General features: G+C 66.5%; 16 protein-coding genes and 1 tRNA gene. 8 read left to right on the top strand and 9 right to left on the bottom strand.

Annotated elements, in window-relative coordinates; translation table 11 throughout:
* The first annotated feature begins 200 nt into the window (after nucleotides 1–200).
* Both EOW65_RS07775 and EOW65_RS07780 read left to right on the top strand, forming a co-directional pair.
* Nucleotides 201–1,451: a sugar transporter gene (locus EOW65_RS07775; RefSeq protein ID WP_128148401.1), complete on the top strand. Its 1,251-nt coding sequence runs from the start codon at nucleotides 201–203 to the stop codon at nucleotides 1,449–1,451.
* A 3-nt stretch (nucleotides 1,452–1,454) separates the two neighbouring features.
* A complete protein-coding gene (locus tag EOW65_RS07780; RefSeq protein WP_128148402.1) occupies nucleotides 1,455–2,111 on the top strand; it encodes an ABC transporter ATP-binding protein in 657 nt (218 codons plus the stop codon).
* 6 nt (nucleotides 2,112–2,117) lie between these two features.
* Here EOW65_RS07780 and EOW65_RS07785 read toward each other — a convergent pair whose 3' ends face one another.
* Nucleotides 2,118–3,095 carry a glycosyltransferase gene (locus tag EOW65_RS07785; RefSeq protein WP_128148403.1) on the bottom strand — a complete coding sequence of 326 codons (978 nt, stop codon included), beginning with the start codon at nucleotides 3,093–3,095 and terminating at the stop codon, nucleotides 2,118–2,120.
* Between the two features lie 166 nt (nucleotides 3,096–3,261).
* Here EOW65_RS07785 and glf point away from each other — a divergent pair, with 166 nt between their 5' ends.
* A complete protein-coding gene (glf, locus tag EOW65_RS07790) occupies nucleotides 3,262–4,425 on the top strand; it encodes a UDP-galactopyranose mutase (RefSeq protein WP_206364034.1) in 1,164 nt (387 codons plus the stop codon).
* A gap of 39 nt (nucleotides 4,426–4,464) precedes the next feature.
* On the opposite strand, the gene yihA is transcribed toward glf, so the two are convergent.
* From yihA to rpmH, 8 genes are all read right to left on the bottom strand, one after another.
* Nucleotides 4,465–5,115: a ribosome biogenesis GTP-binding protein YihA/YsxC gene (gene yihA / locus EOW65_RS07795; protein ID WP_128148405.1), complete on the bottom strand. Its 651-nt coding sequence runs from the start codon at nucleotides 5,113–5,115 to the stop codon at nucleotides 4,465–4,467.
* Nucleotides 5,115–5,870 carry an MOSC domain-containing protein gene (locus EOW65_RS07800; protein ID WP_128148406.1) on the bottom strand — a complete coding sequence of 252 codons (756 nt, stop codon included), beginning with the start codon at nucleotides 5,868–5,870 and terminating at the stop codon, nucleotides 5,115–5,117. The genes yihA and EOW65_RS07800 overlap by 1 nt, the downstream gene beginning before the upstream one ends.
* Complete coding sequence (gene yidC, locus EOW65_RS07805) at nucleotides 5,867–7,699, bottom strand: membrane protein insertase YidC (RefSeq protein WP_128148407.1); 1,833 nt, start codon at nucleotides 7,697–7,699, stop codon at nucleotides 5,867–5,869. Before yidC ends, EOW65_RS07800 begins: the two co-directional genes overlap by 4 nt.
* 156 nt (nucleotides 7,700–7,855) lie before the next feature.
* The gene (locus tag EOW65_RS07810) at nucleotides 7,856–9,394 is read right to left on the bottom strand and encodes an EAL domain-containing protein (protein WP_164880028.1); all 1,539 of its coding nucleotides are present in this window, start codon (nucleotides 9,392–9,394) and stop codon (nucleotides 7,856–7,858) included.
* A gap of 79 nt (nucleotides 9,395–9,473) precedes the next feature.
* Entirely contained in the window at nucleotides 9,474–10,352 is an 879-nt protein-coding gene (gene ttcA, locus EOW65_RS07815; RefSeq protein ID WP_128148409.1) for a tRNA 2-thiocytidine(32) synthetase TtcA, read from the bottom strand.
* Nucleotides 10,345–10,617, bottom strand: a complete 273-nt coding sequence (gene yidD, locus EOW65_RS07820) for a membrane protein insertion efficiency factor YidD (RefSeq protein ID WP_128148410.1) — start codon at nucleotides 10,615–10,617, stop codon at nucleotides 10,345–10,347. Before yidD ends, ttcA begins: the two co-directional genes overlap by 8 nt.
* Nucleotides 10,614–11,117: a ribonuclease P protein component gene (gene rnpA, locus EOW65_RS07825; RefSeq protein ID WP_128148411.1), complete on the bottom strand. Its 504-nt coding sequence runs from the start codon at nucleotides 11,115–11,117 to the stop codon at nucleotides 10,614–10,616. The genes yidD and rnpA overlap by 4 nt, the downstream gene beginning before the upstream one ends.
* Before the next feature lie 21 nt (nucleotides 11,118–11,138).
* Nucleotides 11,139–11,273: a 50S ribosomal protein L34 gene (rpmH, locus tag EOW65_RS07830; RefSeq protein ID WP_076483939.1), complete on the bottom strand. Its 135-nt coding sequence runs from the start codon at nucleotides 11,271–11,273 to the stop codon at nucleotides 11,139–11,141.
* 305 nt (nucleotides 11,274–11,578) lie between these two features.
* Between rpmH and EOW65_RS07835 the strand changes: the two genes are divergently transcribed.
* The 5 genes from EOW65_RS07835 to EOW65_RS07855 all read left to right on the top strand — a co-directional run bounded on the left by EOW65_RS07835 (nucleotide 11,579) and on the right by EOW65_RS07855 (nucleotide 16,450).
* Nucleotides 11,579–12,979: a sensor histidine kinase gene (locus EOW65_RS07835; protein ID WP_128148412.1), complete on the top strand. Its 1,401-nt coding sequence runs from the start codon at nucleotides 11,579–11,581 to the stop codon at nucleotides 12,977–12,979.
* A gap of 80 nt (nucleotides 12,980–13,059) precedes the next feature.
* Nucleotides 13,060–13,563 carry a DUF4405 domain-containing protein gene (locus EOW65_RS07840; RefSeq protein ID WP_164880029.1) on the top strand — a complete coding sequence of 168 codons (504 nt, stop codon included), beginning with the start codon at nucleotides 13,060–13,062 and terminating at the stop codon, nucleotides 13,561–13,563.
* A gap of 111 nt (nucleotides 13,564–13,674) precedes the next feature.
* A tRNA-Arg gene (locus tag EOW65_RS07845) sits at nucleotides 13,675–13,751 on the top strand.
* Nucleotides 13,752–14,128: 377 nt separating this feature from the next.
* Nucleotides 14,129–15,175 carry a glycosyltransferase family 2 protein gene (locus tag EOW65_RS07850; protein ID WP_164880030.1) on the top strand — a complete coding sequence of 349 codons (1,047 nt, stop codon included), beginning with the start codon at nucleotides 14,129–14,131 and terminating at the stop codon, nucleotides 15,173–15,175.
* Between the two features lie 252 nt (nucleotides 15,176–15,427).
* Entirely contained in the window at nucleotides 15,428–16,450 is a 1,023-nt protein-coding gene (locus EOW65_RS07855) for a hypothetical protein (protein WP_128148415.1), read from the top strand.
* The last annotated feature ends 1 nt before the right edge of the window (nucleotide 16,451 follow it).

Here is a 16,451-nt window from a genome sequence, read left to right on the forward strand (position 1 = left end):
GTTGTTCTGGTTTTTCAGGCCCTCATTATGTAGAATAAGCTGCGCAAGATCAATTCCGGCGGCACCTGGATAATAGTTTGACAAAGCAAGACAATCTCAAAGACAGCAAAGACGCGCTGGAAACCGGGCCGAAGATCGAAGGGGCGGGGACCGCGTCGACCGGGGCTGCGGGGCCGGGAGAGCGGGCAGAACTTGTGCAGATGCCGCAGCGCCCCGGCGCCGGTCCCGGGCGTCGTCCCGGTGGCATGGGCGGTGGCAAGCCGGGGCGGGGCGCCGCCAAGGAACCGCCGACGGTCATCGTGCGGCCGCTGCCCGCCGCGGCGGCGGTGAAGCGCCGTCATCGCGGGCTGCTCTACAGCCTGGCGGCGGTGGTGCTGATCCCGCTCTTCGTCACCGCGCTCTATCTGGGGCTGGTCGCACGCAACCAATATGCCTCGACCGTGGGGTTCACCGTGCGCCAGGAGGACGGCACCTCGGGGGCGACCTCGCTTCTGGGCGGGCTGTCGCAATTCGTCGGCACCAGTGGCGGTTCGCGCGACAGTGATATCCTCTATGAGTTTATCCAGAGCCAGGAGATCGTTTCGGACATTTCGCAACGGATCGATCTGGTCGGCCTCTATTCGAAGAACTGGCCCTGGGACCCTGTCTTCGCGCTTTCGCCCGATGCCTCGATCGAGGATCTGCTGCGCTACTGGCAGCGGATGGTGCGGATCTCCTATGATCAGTCGGCCGGGCTGATCGAGGTGCGGGTGCTCGCCTTCTCGCCAGAGGATGCGCAGAAGATCGCCTCCGAGGTGGTGCGCGAGAGCCAGAAGATGATCAACGACCTCAACACGACGGCGCGCGAGGACACGATGCGCTACGCGCTCGAGGATCTCGACGCCTCGCTTTCCCGGCTGAAAGCCGCGCGCGAGGCGATGACCCAGTTCCGCACCCGGACGCAGATGGTCGATCCGGCCTCTGACCTGGCCGGACGGATGGGGGTGCTCAACAACCTGCAGCAGCAGCTGGCGCAGTCGCTGATCGACCGCGACCTGTTGCGCGACCAGAAGGGCAGCCCGGGCGACGATCCGCGGCTCGAACAGGCCAACCGCCGTATCGACGTGATCCGCCAGCAGATCGTCAAGGAGCGGCAGAGCTTCACCAGCGCCACCGGCGAGCCGAACTCCCTGCCCGAGAACTATCCGAACCTGATCTCGGAATACGAGCGGCTGAATGTCGATCAGCAATTCGCCGAGGAGACCTATCGCGCCGCCCTGGCCGCGGTCGATGTGGCCCGTGCCAATGCCGCGCGGCAAAGCCGCTATCTCGCCGCCTATGTCCGCCCGACCCTGCCACAGACCTCGGAATTCCCGCGCAGCTGGGTCATTCTCGGCCTGATGGCCCTGTTCCTGACCCTCGCCTGGGCGATCGCGGCGATGGTCTTCTATTCGATCCGGGACCGCCGCTGATCCATGATCCGTTTCGAGAACCTGACCAAGAGCTTCTGGGTGCAGGGCGAGCGCCGGGTGGTGATCGACAATCTCAACCTGACGCTGCCCACCGGCTCGTCTCTGGCCCTGCTCGGGCGCAACGGCGCCGGGAAGTCGACACTGATGCAGATGATCGCCGGCACCATGCGCCCCGATCGCGGCCGTATCACCTCGGACGGGACGATCTCGTTTCCGGTGGGCTTCGGCGGGTCCTTCCACGGTGAGCTGACGGGGGCGCAGAACACGCGCTTCATTGCCCGCATCTACGGCGTCGATACCGAGGAGCTGATGGCCTTTGTCGAGGATTTCGCCGAGCTTGGCGATTTCTTCTATGAACCGATCCGGGTCTATTCCTCGGGTATGCGCTCGCGTCTCGCTTTCGGGGTGTCGATGGGGATCCGCTTCGACACCTATCTGATCGACGAGGTGACGGCGGTCGGCGACGCCTCCTTCCGGCGCAAGAGCCAGGCTGTGTTCCGGGAGCGGATGAAGTCCTCGGATTCCATCCTCGTCAGCCACGACATGGGGCAGATCCGCGAGATGTGCAGCGCCGGTATCGTGCTCGACCACGGCCGGCTCAATGTCTTCGATGATCTCGACGAGGCGATCGAGTATCACCGCAAGCTGATGCTGGGCTGAGCCGGCTCAGTCCTCGCCGCTCCAGCGCAGCACCTCGGCATGCGGCACATGGCGCCGCCCGGTCAGCCCGTCGCGGATCGCCCGCCCGATCAGCGCGGTGAAGCGCCCGCGCGCCCCGCCATGCGCCCGCGCCTTCATCAGCCATTTCGGCAAGATCACCAGCAGCACCGGCCAGAACATCGGCCCCGCCGCCAAACGGTAGAGCAGCAGCAGATTGCGGTGATAGTAATAGGCCTTCCACAGCGGCCGGAACTCGCCGCGCTGCTGGCCCGAGAAGGTGCCCATGTCGTGCTCGAAGCGGATCCGCGGCTCGAAGCACATCCGCCCGCCCTTCGCCGTCAGGCCAAGGGTGTAAAGCCCGTCGTCGCCATAGATGAACAGGTCCGGGTCGGGATAGCCCGCCCGCGCGATCCCGGCGCGCGAGATGAAGAAGCCGACGAAGGAGGTCACGTCGATCGGGCTCGGCCGGTCGAGCGCATAGGCCGCCGGAGTCAGATGGAAGCCGCCGCGCCCGCCGCGCAGCGTGCGCAGGAACTCGCGCCCGTGCCAGAACGGGTTGCGTGAGGGGCGGTTCATCTCGCAGATCGTGCCGTCGGGGAAATAGACCGCGGCCGCCATCCCCTCGTAGCCGGTCTTGTCGAGCGCGTGGAAGGTGGCGAGCGCCCCCGGAGCGGGAGAGCCGTCATCATCCATCACCACCAGCCAGTCGGGATCGAAACGTGCCATCGCCTCGCGCATGCCGCGGGCGAAACCGCCGGCGCCGCCGCTGTTGACCGGTTCGCGCTGCACGACGAGGCGCGGGTCCTTGAGCGTGGCAAGCCAGGCCGGGGTGCCGTCATCCGAGGCATTGTCGACGACCAGCACATGAGCGAGCTCGCCCGCCGGGCTCTCGAGCAGCCGCGCCAGCGTCACCTTCAGCTTCTCGAGCCGGTTGAAGGTCACGACCACGGCGGCCAACCTGTCTGCGCCTGCTGTCCGCGTCATCTCGTCCCCGCCATCCGCCTCTCTCGGGAATAGCCAGTCCGGTACAGGCCGGCGGCCGTCAAGCCAAAACTGGGGCGTGGTGGCATGGGCAGAGAGCCGCCGAGTGCCATTGCCCTGCCCCGGAGACTGTTGCTAGGGTAAATCTGTCCTGTTTTCGGAGGCTTTCGTGCATATTCTTCTTGTCGGGGCCGGGTTGTCCGGTGCGGTGATCGGGCGTCATCTGGCCGAGGCCGGGCACCGGATCACCATCGTCGACGCCCGCGACCACGTGGCCGGCAATTGCCATACCGGGCGCGACGCGGAAACCGGCGTGATGGTCCATGTCTATGGCCCGCACATCTTCCACACCGACGATGCCGAGGTCTGGGATTACGTCAACCGCTTCGAGACCTTCCAGCCCTACAAGAATCGGGTGAAGACCACCTCGCGCGATCCGCAGGGCGAGCTTGGCGTGTTCTCGCTGCCGGTCAACCTGCACACGATCAACCAGTTCTTCCGCAAGACCCTGCGCCCCGACGAGGCCCGCGCCTTCATCACCGAGGAGCAGGCCGACACCTCGATCGCCGATCCGCAGACCTTCGAGGAACAGGCGCTGCGCTTCGTCGGCCGCGATCTCTACGAGGCCTTCTTCAAGGGCTACACGATCAAGCAATGGGGGGTGCAGCCCTCCGAGCTGCCGGCCTCGATCCTGAAGCGGCTGCCGGTGCGCTTCAACTATGACGACAACTATTTCTTCCACCGTTTCCAGGGCATGCCAGAGAACGGCTATACCGCGATGGTCGAGCGCATTCTCGACCATCCGGCGATCGAGGTGCGGCTTGGCACCCAGTTCAGCCGCGACCAGGCGGGGGCGTATGACCACGTGTTCTACTCGGGGCCGCTGGATGGCTGGTTCGATTACGAACTCGGCCGGCTCGGCTATCGCACCCTCGATTTCGAGCGCTTCAGCTATCAGGGCGATTATCAGGGCTGCGCGGTGATGAACTACGGCGAGGTTGACGTGCCCTATACCCGGATCACCGAGCACAAGCATTTCGCCCCCTGGGAAAGCCACGAAGGTTCGGTGTGCTATCGCGAATTTTCGCGCGCCTGCACGCCCGAGGACATTCCCTATTATCCGATCCGCCAGGTGAGGGAGAAGGCGCTGCTGGCCGATTACGTCGCGCGTGCCGAGGCCGAGCGTGGCGTGACCTTCGTCGGTCGGCTGGGCACCTATCGTTACCTCGACATGGACGTGACGATCCGTGAAGCGCTGGATGCCGCGCGCACCTTCCTGACGCATGCTGAGGACGGCACCGCGATGCCGGCCTTTGTCGCCGCCCCGCTCTGAGCTCCGCACCGCGGGCAAACCGGCGGTGCCGGTGCCCGGTTACTCGAGCGTGGTGATGACGGTGCGCAGCACATCGATGCCCTCGCCCTTTTCGGACGAGGTGACGATCAGCTCGGGATGTGCAGCCGGGTGTTTCGCCAGCGCGCCCTTGACCTGCTCGAGCACCGCCTCGCGCTCGGCGCGGCTGATCTTGTCGACCTTGGTCAGCACCACCTGGAAGGTCACCGCTGAACGGTCGAGCAGGCTCAGGATCTCGTCATCGACCTTCTTCACGCCGTGGCGCGCGTCGATCAGCACGAAGGCGCGGCGCAGGTTCACCCGGCCCGAGAGATAGGCCTTGAGCAGGTCCTGCCATTTCTTCACCACCGGCACCGGCGCCTCGGCAAAGCCATAGCCCGGAAGGTCGACGAGATAGGGCCCGCCGGTGGTGGTGAAGAAGTTGATCTCCTGCGTCCGGCCCGGCGTGTTCGAGGCGCGGGCAAGGTTCTTGCGGTTCGTCAGCGCGTTGATAAGCGAGGATTTGCCCACGTTCGAGCGGCCGGCAAAGCAGACCTCGACCCGGTCGGCGGGCGGCATCCCCGACATCGCGACGACACCTTTCAGGAAGTCGACAGGGGCGGCGAACAGCAGCCGGCCCTTCTCGCGGGCGAAGTCGTCGGGCTCGGGGGCGAGGGTGAACTGCATCTGCATCAGAGAATCTCCACGGTGTCGCCGCGCACGATCTCGCCGCCGCGGGTGACTTTCGCGTAAAGCCCGAAGAGCGTGTCGCCGTTCAGCGCCTTGAGCGCGGCAAGCGTGTCGAGGTCTTCGGTGCCGGTTTCGGGATTGGCGCAGGTGGCGCGGCAGCGGGTGATCGGCATCGCCACCTCGAGTTCGGCCGCGCCGATGCGCAGGCGCCGGCCGACGAGGCCGCGCTCGGCCCAGGGCGCCCAGCCCTCGACCCAGAGATTGCCGCGGAAGCGGTGGCGCGACATCGGCGTGCCGGTCGCGTCCGACAGCGCCGCCAGCGAGGCGAGCGACAGGAGCGAGACATAGGGCTCGGCCACGTCGGCAAGCGTCACGCCCGGCACACGCTCGACCCGGCGCGGGGCAGGGCGGTTCGTGGGCCACAGCGGTGCCAGCCAGGCGATCAGCTTCGCCTGGTCCTCGGCCCGGTCGGGATCGACGACAAGGTGCCACAGATCGGGATGGGTCAGCTCGATCCGGCCATCATCCATCGTCCGGGCCGTCACCGCCATCAGCCCGGGGGCCGCAGCGCCGCGCACGAAGTTGCGCTTGGCCGCCCATTCGGCCAGCGCCCCGTCGAAGCGCGCCTCTTCGTGCGAGATCGCCCAGAGCCGGTCAAAAGGCATGGCGCGCCCCTCGTCGAGGAGCGCGCCCGTGATGTCCTCGTGGCCCACCGACTTGATCGGGTGGCGCACGAGATGCGCAAGATGCGCCGTCATTTCTTCGGTTTCTCGAGGGCCGGCTTCTTCTTGCGGAAGCCCGCCTTGATGTTGTCGAACAGCTCGGGCCGTTTTCCGTGCATCGACATGATCGTGTACTGCTGGATGAAGGTGATGGTGTTGTTGGTGATCCAATAGAGCACGAGGCCCGAGGCGAAGCTGCCCAGCATGAACATGAACACCCAGGGCATCCAGGCGAAGATCATCGCCTGGCTCGGGTCGGTCGGCGCCGGGTTCAGCTTCTGCTGGAACCACATCGAGACGCCGAGCAGGATCGGCAGCACGCCGAGCGAGAACATGAAGAACATCGAGCCCGGTTCCGGCGTGGCGAAGGGCAGCAGGCCGAAGAGGTTCAGGATCGACGACGGATCGGGCGCGGACAGGTCACGGATCCAGCCGATGAACGGTGCGTGATAGAGCTCGATCGTGACGTAGATCACCTTGTAGAGCGAGAAGAAGATCGGGATCTGCAGCAGCACCGGCAGACAGCCCGCGGCGGGGTTGACCTTCTCGCGCTTGTAGAGGGCCATCATCTCCTGCTGCATCTGCTGCGGGTTGCCCTTGGTGCGTTCCTTCATCGCCTCCATCTCGGGCTGCAGTTCCTTCATCTTCGCCATCGAGATGTAGGATTTGCGCGCCAGCGGGAAGACCAGGGCCTTGATGATGAGGGTCAGGCACATGATCGCCCAGCCCATGTTGCCGATCGCGCCGTGCAGCCAGTGCAGCAGGCGGAACATCGGCTTGGTCAGGAAGAAGAACCAGCCCCAGTCGATCGAGTCGACGAAACGGGTGATGCCGGCGTCGTCCTGATAGCGCTTGATCACCTCCCATTCCTTCGCGCCGGCGAAGAGGCGGGTCTGGGCGACGACCGAGGCGCCCGGGGCAACCTCCATCACCGGCAGGCGGGTCTCGGCCTGATAGAGGTCGGCGCCGGGGGTGTACTTGACGACCGAGGTGAAGGCTCCGTCATTCGGGATCAGCGTGGTCATCCAGTACTTGTCGGTGAAGCCGATCCAGCCGTTCTGGCTGGCCGAGGTCAGTTCGGCCTGGCCTTCGCCGGCGACGGCGTCGAGCTTGGTCAGGTTCTTGTACTTGATCTCTTCAAGCGTGCTGTCGGTCATCCGCACCGCACCCTCGTGCAGCACGTAGACGCGGTTGCTCTGCGGAATGCCGTGGCGGGCGATGATGCCGTAGGGCGCCAGGCGCACCGGCGCGGCAGTGTTGTTCTCGACGCCCTGCGCGACGGTGAAGAGGTAGTTGTCGTCAACCGAGATCGTGCGGGTGAAGCGCAGGCCCGCGCCATTGTCCCAGCTCAGCGTGACCGGGGTCTCGGGGGTCAGCACGGCATCGGCGGGCGCGGTCCACAACGTCTTCGGCCCGGGCACCAGCGCGGGGTCGAGCCCGCCGGCGGGCGACCAGCCATAGACGGTGTAATAGGGCTTTGCCGCGCCGAGATCGGTGCCGCCCACCGGGGCAAGCAGCCGCACCAGCGGCGAGTCGGCGTCGAGCGTTTCCTTGTATTTCTTCAGCGACAGGTCGTCGAACCGGCCGCCGAGCAGCGAGATCGTGCCGGTCAGCGCGGGCGTGTCGATCTTGATGCGCGGAGCGTTCGCGTCGCTCGCCTGCGCTGCGGCTGTCGCGGCGTCGAGCACGGCGCCGGCCACGGCCTCGGGCGTTGCCGCGGGCGCGGCCGGGGTGGCGGTCTGTTCCGCGACCGGGGCGCCGTCTGTCGGGGCCGCGGGCTCCGGCGGGAAGAAGTAGGTCCAACCGATCAGCACGAGCGCCGAAAGGACGGTCGCGATGATGAGGTTCTTGTTCTGGCTATCCATGGGGGTCCATCCGCCTGCCGGTCCGGGTTTGCGGTGGTTCAATCGAAGGGGCGGCCAAAGGTCAAGCGCTTTTCCCCGAAATCACGAGGAAACCATGGGCTCTGACCGGGGCGGCGGCGGGTTTGGTCCGGTCTGCACCGCCGCCCGCCGCCCGGCTCAGCTGCCCTGGATGCGGGGCGTCGCCGCCAGCTTCTCGGTGTGGCGCTCGAGCCAGTCGAAGGTCTCCTCGAGGCGCATCGGCGGGGCGATCGCGTCGCCCTGGACGTGGTTCGCGCCGAGCTGGGAGAGCATCGCATGCTCGCCAATGCTCGATACCCCCTCGGCGAGGGTCTCGATGCCGATCTGTTCGGCCATGGTAATGATCGCAGCGACAAGGCGCTGCTGATCGGGGTCGGTGTCGACATTGCGCACAAAGCTTGCATGGATGCGCACGCGCTGCGCGCCGGTGCTGCGGATCGCGCTGACCGGCACCTCGCCGGTGCCGAGTCCGGCAAGCTCGAGCTGGCAGCCAAGCGCGGTGCAATGCACGAGATTGCGCCGGATCACCTCGTCGTCGAAGCGCGAGACTGCGCCGCCGCTCAGCACCAGGCGCAGCCGCTCCGGCTCGATGTCGAAGCGTTCGAGCTCCCATTTCAGCCGCGTCGCCATCTTCGGGTTCGACAGCACCTCGGGCGAGATGCCGATCGACAGCGTGCTGACCGGCAGCCCGACCCGCTGCCAGCTGCGCAGCGCGCCGAAGCCCTGGTAGAACATCAGCTCCGCCAGCCTTTCGCGCAGCCCCTCCGAATCGATCGCGGGCAGGATCTCGGCCTCGGTGAGGATGCCGCGCTCGCGGTGCAGCCAGCGCGGCACCGCCTCCATCCCCGAGACCTCGCCGGTGTCGGTGGAAAGCTGCGGGCGGAAATGGCAGACGATCTGGGCGGCTTCGAGCGCCTCGAACACCTCGGCGGCGAGCGCGCTGTGGCTGCGCTGGCTGTGCTGCACCTCGGAGGAGAAGGCGCGGATCGCACTTGGCCCGTTGCGCCGGGCCTCTTCCGCCGCCCCCTCGGCCGCGGCGATCAGCCCGGCCCCGGTCGGCACCGGCGCGCGCCGCATCAGGCAAAAGCCGACATGGACGCTGGGTGCGAGGCTGCGCCCCTTCACCGAATAGGGTTCCTCGCAGCCGGTCTGCAGCCGCGCGGCAAGCTGGATCAGGCTTTCAAGGTCCTGCCGCTGCGTCGGGTGCAGCATCACCGCGAAGCGCGTGCCGCCAAGCCGGCCGATCCGGTCGCTTTCGCGCACCGCCCCGCGCAGCCGGTCCGCAAGCAGTTGCAGCAGGGTCTCGAATTCGTCGGGAAGGAGCTGCCGCTCCAGCCGCTCGCTCTCGTCACAGCCGATCACCAGGCAGGCGGTGTGCCGCCCGGTCCGCTCCGCCTCGCGCAGCAGATCGTCCATCAGCAGCTCGCTTTCGCGGCGCAGTGGCAGGCCGGTGACGCCGTCGCCGCCGGCACTGTCAGCGGCGGGGGCGAGGGGGCGGGTCAGCCAGGCGACGGCAAGCGCGGTGACGCCGATCACCAGCATCGCGTCGATGCCGAACCAGACCCCGGCCAGCAGCATCGCCGGCAGGAAGGGCAACAGTTCCTTGCGGCCGAAGACCGGTCCGATGCGCGTGCGTCGCAGGGCGCCGCCCCTGCCCATGTGCCAGAACCTGACCATCATCCTTCCCCCAAGCCGTGCCGCACGGGTCCCGCCCGCAGCCGTCACGCTAGGCCGAAGAAGTCAGCGGAAGGTTAATTCAGCCGCGCAAATCCGGGACCCCGGGGGGTGCGGGCATCCCCTCGGCCGGCGCGCCGCGCATCAGCGCCGCGAAATCGAAGATCGAGGGATCGCACAGATGCGACGGGCGCACATTCATCAGGGCGCGGAACATGATCTGCCGCCGGCCCGGGCTGCGCGCCTCCCAGCCGTCGAGAATCTGTTTCACCTGAACGCGTTGCAGCCCTTCCTGACTGCCGCACAGATCGCAGGGGATGATCGGATAGTTCATCGCGCGGGCGAATCGCTCGCAATCGGCCTCGGCGACGAAGGCGAGGGGGCGATAGACGAAGAGATCGCCTTCCTCGTTCACCAGTTTCGGCGGCATCGTCGCCAGCCGTCCGCCGTGGAACAGGTTCATGAAGAAGGTTTCGAGGATGTCGTCGCGGTGATGGCCGAGCACGACGGCGGAACAGCCTTCCTCGCGCGCGATGCGGTAGAGGTTGCCGCGCCGCAGCCGCGAGCACAGCGAGCAATAGGTCCGGCCTTCGGGGATCTTCTCCTTCACCACCGAATAGGTGTCCTGATACTCGATCCGGTGCGGCACGCCCATGTCCTCGAGGAACTTCGGTAGCACCGTCGAGGGAAAACCGGGCTGGCCCTGGTCGAGATTGCAGGCGAGCAGGTCGACCGGCAGCAGGCCGCGCCATTTCAGCTCGTGCAGCACGGCGAGCAACGTGTAGCTGTCCTTGCCGCCCGACAGGCAGACAAGCCAGCGCGCACCGCGTTCGATCATGCCGTATTTCTCGATCGCGTCGCGGGTCTCGCGCACGATGCGCTTGCGCAGCTTCTTGAACTCGGTCGAGGAGGGCGCGCCGGCGAACAGCGGGTGGATCGGGGCGTTTTCGTCGTCAAGCATGGTCGTGGTCCTTGCAACGGCGCTGCGCGTCGAACTCGGGATCGGCGCCGGGCACCGGATCATAGCCATGGCCGCCCCAGGGGTGGCAGCTGAGCACCCGTTTTGCCGCGAGATAGGCCCCTTTCAGCGCGCCATGCCGCTCGAGTGCCTCAAGCGCATAGGCGGAGCAGGTCGGCTGATAGCGGCAGCCATGCCCGACCCAGGGGCTGAAGAACAGCCGGTAGGCGCGCACCGGAAGGGCGACGATCTGCGCAAGCGGGCTCATCCCTTGCCCCGACGCCGGCCCTTGGCCGGTTCGCTGCGGGGGCGGGCCTTTTGTGCGCGGCCGGAATGGACATCGCGAAGCGCCCGGGCCAGATCGGCCTGCAGCGCGGCGAAATCGCGGCTGATGGTCGCCTCGGGGCGGCCGACGAGCACGTAATCCCAGCCGGGCTGCGCCAGTTCGGGCAGCACCAGCCGCGCGATTTCGCGCAGGCGCCGACGGGCCCGGTTGCGCAGCACCGAGTTGCCGACCTTCTTCGAGCAGGTGAAGCCGATGCGCACGAGGCCCGGAAGGGCGGTTTCCTCCGGGCTGCGCGCACGGGCCTGCAGCAGGAAACCCGAGGTCCCCTGACGCAGTGCCGCAGCGGCACGCAGAAAATCCGCCCGCTTGCGCAGCACGTCGATGCGCTGCACGGGGGCGGCCTGCGGACAAACGGAAACCGCCGGGGCGCTGCCCGCACCCCGACCCTGCGGGTCAGTCACGGGAGCCTCCGGCGGTGTCATGGCGTGCAGATCTGTGCGGCCTTACGCCGACAGAACCTTACGGCCCTTGGCGCGACGGGCGTTCAGGACCTTACGGCCGCCCTTGGTCGCCATGCGCGCGCGGAAGCCGTGACGGCGGGCGCGCACGAGTTTCGACGGCTGGTAGGTGCGTTTCATCGCGGTTACTCCGGTTCGTTCTACGGTCGGGCAACACAAACCTGCCGGATTCGGCTGCCGCTCATATTCGAGGCCCGTGCTTTAGGGGCAACCGGGCGGCAAGTCAATTGATCTGTGCGTCTTTTTCTCGCGCCAGATGCGCCGGCTGGCGCTCACGGAAGTGCGACAGCGATGCGCGCCCTTCCGCCCGCCTCCGCCTGCACCTATTTATTCCCGGTAACAACTGGTATTTCATGCGAAATGCCGCGTTCGGTGTTACAGGCGGGGAAAGGGCCCGCGGCAGGCGGCCCGCAGCGCGTATCAGGATGAAGATCAACACACTCTCCGGCCGGTTCCTCTTGCTCACGACGATCTTCGTCGTGCTGGCCGAAGTGCTCATCCTTCTGCCGGGGCTTGCCAATTTTCGCGAGGACTACCTTCTGACGCGACTCGAGCGGGCGCAGATCGCCTCGCTGGCGTTGCTGACGACCGATCAGATGATCGAGCCGGACCTCGAGCAGGAGCTGTTGAACAACGCCGGCGTCTACAACGTCGTGCTGCGGCGCGATGCGGTGCGGCAGCTGGTTCTCTCCTCGCCGATTCCGCAGCCGATCGCCGACACCTATGACCTGCGCGAATCGACGTTCTGGACCCGGGTGCGCGATGCGCTCTCGGTTCTCGCCGATCCCGAGAATCACGTGATCCGGGTGATCGGCGATCCGGTGCAGAAGGGGGGGCTGGTGATCGAAGTCACGCTCGCCACCGGGCCGATGCGGATCGCGATGATCGAATACGGGCTGCGGCTGCTGTCGCTTTCGGCAATCGTCTCGGGGATCACCGCCTTCCTGCTGTTCTGGCTGGTGCGGCGGCTGATGGTGGTGCCGATCAAGCGCGTCGTCGCCCATATGGCGGCCTATGCCGAGGCGCCCGAGGATGCGCGCCGGATCATCGCCCCCGAGGCCAGCATCGAGGAGCTGCGCGTGGCCGAGGATGCGCTGGCCTCGATGCAGCGGCAGCTGACCGCCGCGCTGAAACAGAAGGAGCGGCTCGCCCAGCTTGGTCAGGCGGTGGCGAAGATCAGCCACGATCTGCGCAACATCCTGACCACGGCGCAGCTTTTCGCCGACCGCATGGAGGGGTCTGACGATCCGGTGGTGCAGCGCGCCGCGCCGAAGCTGATGAGCTCGATCGGCCGCGCGGTGAACCTGTGCGAGACGACGCTCGCCTTCGGCCGGGCCGAGGAGCCGCCGCCCAGCCTGTGCCGCTTCCCGCTCGCCGCGCTGGTGCAGGAAGTGACGGAGAGCGAGCAGCCCCCCGCCGATGCCGCGCAGATCGACTTCGTCACCGACGTTCCGCCTGCGCTCGAGATCCGGGCCGATCGCGAACAGCTCTACCGCGTGCTGTCGAACCTCGTGCGCAACGCGCGCCAGGCAATCGAGGCGACGGGCAAGCCCGGCACCATCGAGATCGGCGCGGGCGAAGAGCCCGAGGGCTGGTGGATTCGCGTGCAGGACACCGGACCCGGCCTGCCCGAGCGCGCCCGCGAACACCTGTTCCAGCCGTTCTCGGGCGGGGTGAAGAAGGGCGGCACCGGGCTTGGCCTTGCGATCTCGGCGGAACTCATCCGCGGCCATGGTGGGCGGCTCGACCTCGTGCGCACCGATGCCGACGGCACCGAGTTCAAGATGCACCTGCCGCGCGAATTCGCGATCGCGTCGCAGGACTAGCCGGCCTGCGACGTCCTGTCGCGACGGAACCGGGCCGGGCGGGCGTTGCACTGCCAGCAATGTTGCGAAAGGCCAAAACCGTGTCTCTGCGTTCCTGGGCTACCCCGCTCGTCATCGGTTCCTTCCTCCTGATGGGGGTGACCGGGGTGCTGATGTTCTTCCATCTCGACACCGCGACGATGAAGACGGTGCACGAATGGGCGGGCTTCGTTCTGGTGGCGGGCGCCATCGCCCATCTGGTGCTCAACTGGCGTCCCTTCACGCTGTATCTGCGCCGGCCGCTCGCCGCGGCGATCATCGGGTTTGGCGCACTCGCGCTGGTCGCGACCTTCGTACCGAATCTGATCCCCGGCGTGGTCGAGGGTGCGGGGCTTGGTCCGAAGGTGGTGATGGATGCGATGGGCAATGCCACGATCCCCGCGCTTGCCGAGATGGCGGGCAAGCCCACCGACGCGCTGATGGCGCAGTTCGAGGCGGCGGGCCTGACCGCCATCGATCCGGCGAAAACCGTCAAGCAGAACGCTGCGGGCGACGGCGGCAAGCTGCGTGAGATCCTGAGCGTCGCGCTGGTGCCGCAGGGGTGAGCCGCAGGGGGCGCAAAAGGCCCGCCGGAGGGGCGGTTGAAAAAACTTTCCGAGAATCCGGATTTAGCCCTTGCGCCCCCCCGAAGCAGAGGCTAAATCCCGCCGCACAGTGCACCCGTAGCTCAGCTGGATAGAGCATCAGACTACGAATCTGAGGGTCGGGCGTTCGAATCGCTCCGGGTGCACCACTTCTCCCCAACTGTCAGAGATGATCTCTGCTTTGCCGGTTTTCGAGGCCGCAGATCTGCTCCGCCCGGCGGGTGTCTTCTGGTCTCTGGCGTAGCGCGACCCGATCAGACTGCGGCGCGTGAGACGGGAGCGAACCCGGTTTCCTGCCAGCTCTGGCCTTTTGCACCGGCGCCGCGCCCTTTCTGCACGATCCGGTCGCATCTTGTCGCCGCTTCCTGGCGGCAGGGGCTGCTGCCTGTCCTTTGCGCTGACGTGACGTCTGCCGCGGGGGCGCGGCGCTTCTGGCGAGTGCTGAGGCTTTTCCTGCCACTGTGTTGTGCCTAAGCTGGAAAGGGCCGTCCCGGAGGTGGATGGGGCAGAAATGAGGAGCTTTCCCGTGGCAAGCTGGACTGTGTGTTCGACCGTGGCGGAACCCCCCGAGCTGCTCTGTGCCTTCGCGGCGCATTATCTCGACCTCGGGGCCGAGGAGGTGCATCTCTTTCTGGATTCCCCCGACGAAGAGACGATCGACATCCTCTCGGCCATGGACGGGGTGCGGCTGACGCTGTGCACCGACGAATACTGGCGGGAGGTTGGTGGCAGCCGGCCGCAGGGGCAAGTGATGCGGCAGTTGCGGAACGCCAACCTCGGCTATGCAGAGTGTCGGAGCGACTGGTTCTTCTTCTGTGACGCGGATGAATTCCTCGCGGTCTCGCGCGATGTGGGGGCGCTGCTGGACGGTTTGCCCGGCACCTTGCCCTTCTGCCGCCCGAGGATGAGCGAGCGGGTCTTCTCCGAGGCCAGCCCGCAGCAGGGGCTTTTCGATGGCCGGTACCGGCGGATGCTGTTGCGCCCGGCAGCCGAGCGCAGGGTCTATGGCGAGCTGGCGCCGATGGTGACCCGGGGGCTGACGGGCCATGTGGCGGGCAAATCCTTTGTCCGGACCGGGCAGGACCTGCGTATCCGGATCCATTTTCCCGTGCCGCTGAGCGAAAAGGAGGAAGCCCTGCGCAAGGCCGGCGGCGACCTCGTTCCCGGTCCCTATCTGGACGAGAGCTGGCTGGTGCATTTCGACGGCATGACGCCGCTGCACTGGCAGCTGAAGCTGCTGCGCTACTATCTGTCCTATGCGCCGCAGTTGAAGGCCGAGGGCCGGACCGGGTTCCTGCAGCGCACCCCCGCACGTTCGGCGCAGCTGATGGCGCTTTACGAGAGCAGCGGTGACCCGGCCGAATTGGCGCGACTGCTGCGTCTGATCCGTCTGACCCCGGAGATGGTGGCGGAGCTGGAGCAGATCGACGGGTTTCTCGACCTGTCCCTTGATCCGACCGCTTCCGCGCGCAACAGGACGGGGCGGAACATGACCTTCAGCGCGGCGAATTTCGACGCCGTCCTGCGGGCGCGGCACGGGGAGCTGATCCGCGAATACGGGCTTCTGGGGTGACCGTCCCGATCGCCCGGTCATCCGCCGTCAAGGGCGGTGACCGCGGTCTTGGGCGGGCTTGCCGCGGCGCTGCGGGAGACGCGGCGCAGGCACACGGCCTGCGCGCGTCAGCTCTGCATTTCCGGGGAGGGCGGCTCCCTGCTCATCAGGGTGACAGCCCAATTGCGAGAGGGGGCAAAACCTGCCAAATGTTGGGGTGATCGGTATTTCCCCGCTCAGACCCCGCGATCCGTCTGTTCAAAAGGAAGATCCATGCAAAGGAAGCTTTTCCTGCATATCGGCAGCCATCGTACGGCAACCACCTCCATCCAGCAATTTATGCACCAGAATTTCGAGCCGTTGAAAACGCAGGGAATTTTCTATCCGCTTCGGGTGCCCCGGCATATCCGCCTGATGAACGAGATCTTCTCGGGCCGGGACAAGGCGGGGGATGTCGCCATCAGCCTGAGCCGCCGGGCGGACAATCAGCCCGAGGACATCCACACGCTGGTGCTGAGCGATGAAGATGTCAGCATGCGTCGGGATCTGCGCGCACTGGTGCCTTTCACCGAACGTTTCGACGTCAAGATCATCTATTCGATGCGACGTCAGGACCTCTGGCTGGAAAGCTGGTACTTCCAGAACATCAAGTGGCAGTGGAACCCGGCGCTGAGCCATTGCACTTTTGAGGAGTTCTTGCAGCAGCGTGACGCCTTCCACTGGATCCACTACGATCGCTTCGTCCGCCATCTCGAAGATCTCTTCGGGGCCGAGAACCTGATCCTGAATGTGTTCGAGAAGCAGCAGATGCCGGAGGGGCCCGTTGTCGCCTTCTGCAACAGCATCGGGCTGACCGATCTGACGGGGTTCCCGCCGCCGCCGCATGTCAACTCGTCGATGTCGGCCGAGATGGTGGAATTCGTCCGCCACATGCCGCTCGACAGCCTGGAGCCACCGGAGCGTGATCTGCTGCGGCGGGCCCTCGAACAGGTCGACCGCGACATCCTGGGCCATACCGGCAAGCAGAGCGAACAGTTGCTGCCCCGGGATCTTCGGGAGGCGATCCTTGCCGAATATGCCGAGGGCAATGCCGCGATCGCCAGGCGGTATTTCGACCGGGAAACGCTGTTCCTGGATCCGCTGCCCGCCGCCGATGCTCCGCTCGCCAAGCTGGAGATCCCGCAAGACAGCGCGACGCTGATGCAGCGCTTCGTTGCCCCGCTGCTGCAGCAACTGGTGGCCAACGGCACGATCTCGGCGGCCAACAAGGCCGCGCCTCAGCAGGATCGGACATGAG

Source organism: Paenirhodobacter ferrireducens, from assembly GCF_004022265.1.
GTDB lineage: Bacteria > Pseudomonadota > Alphaproteobacteria > Rhodobacterales > Rhodobacteraceae > Rhodobacter > Rhodobacter ferrireducens.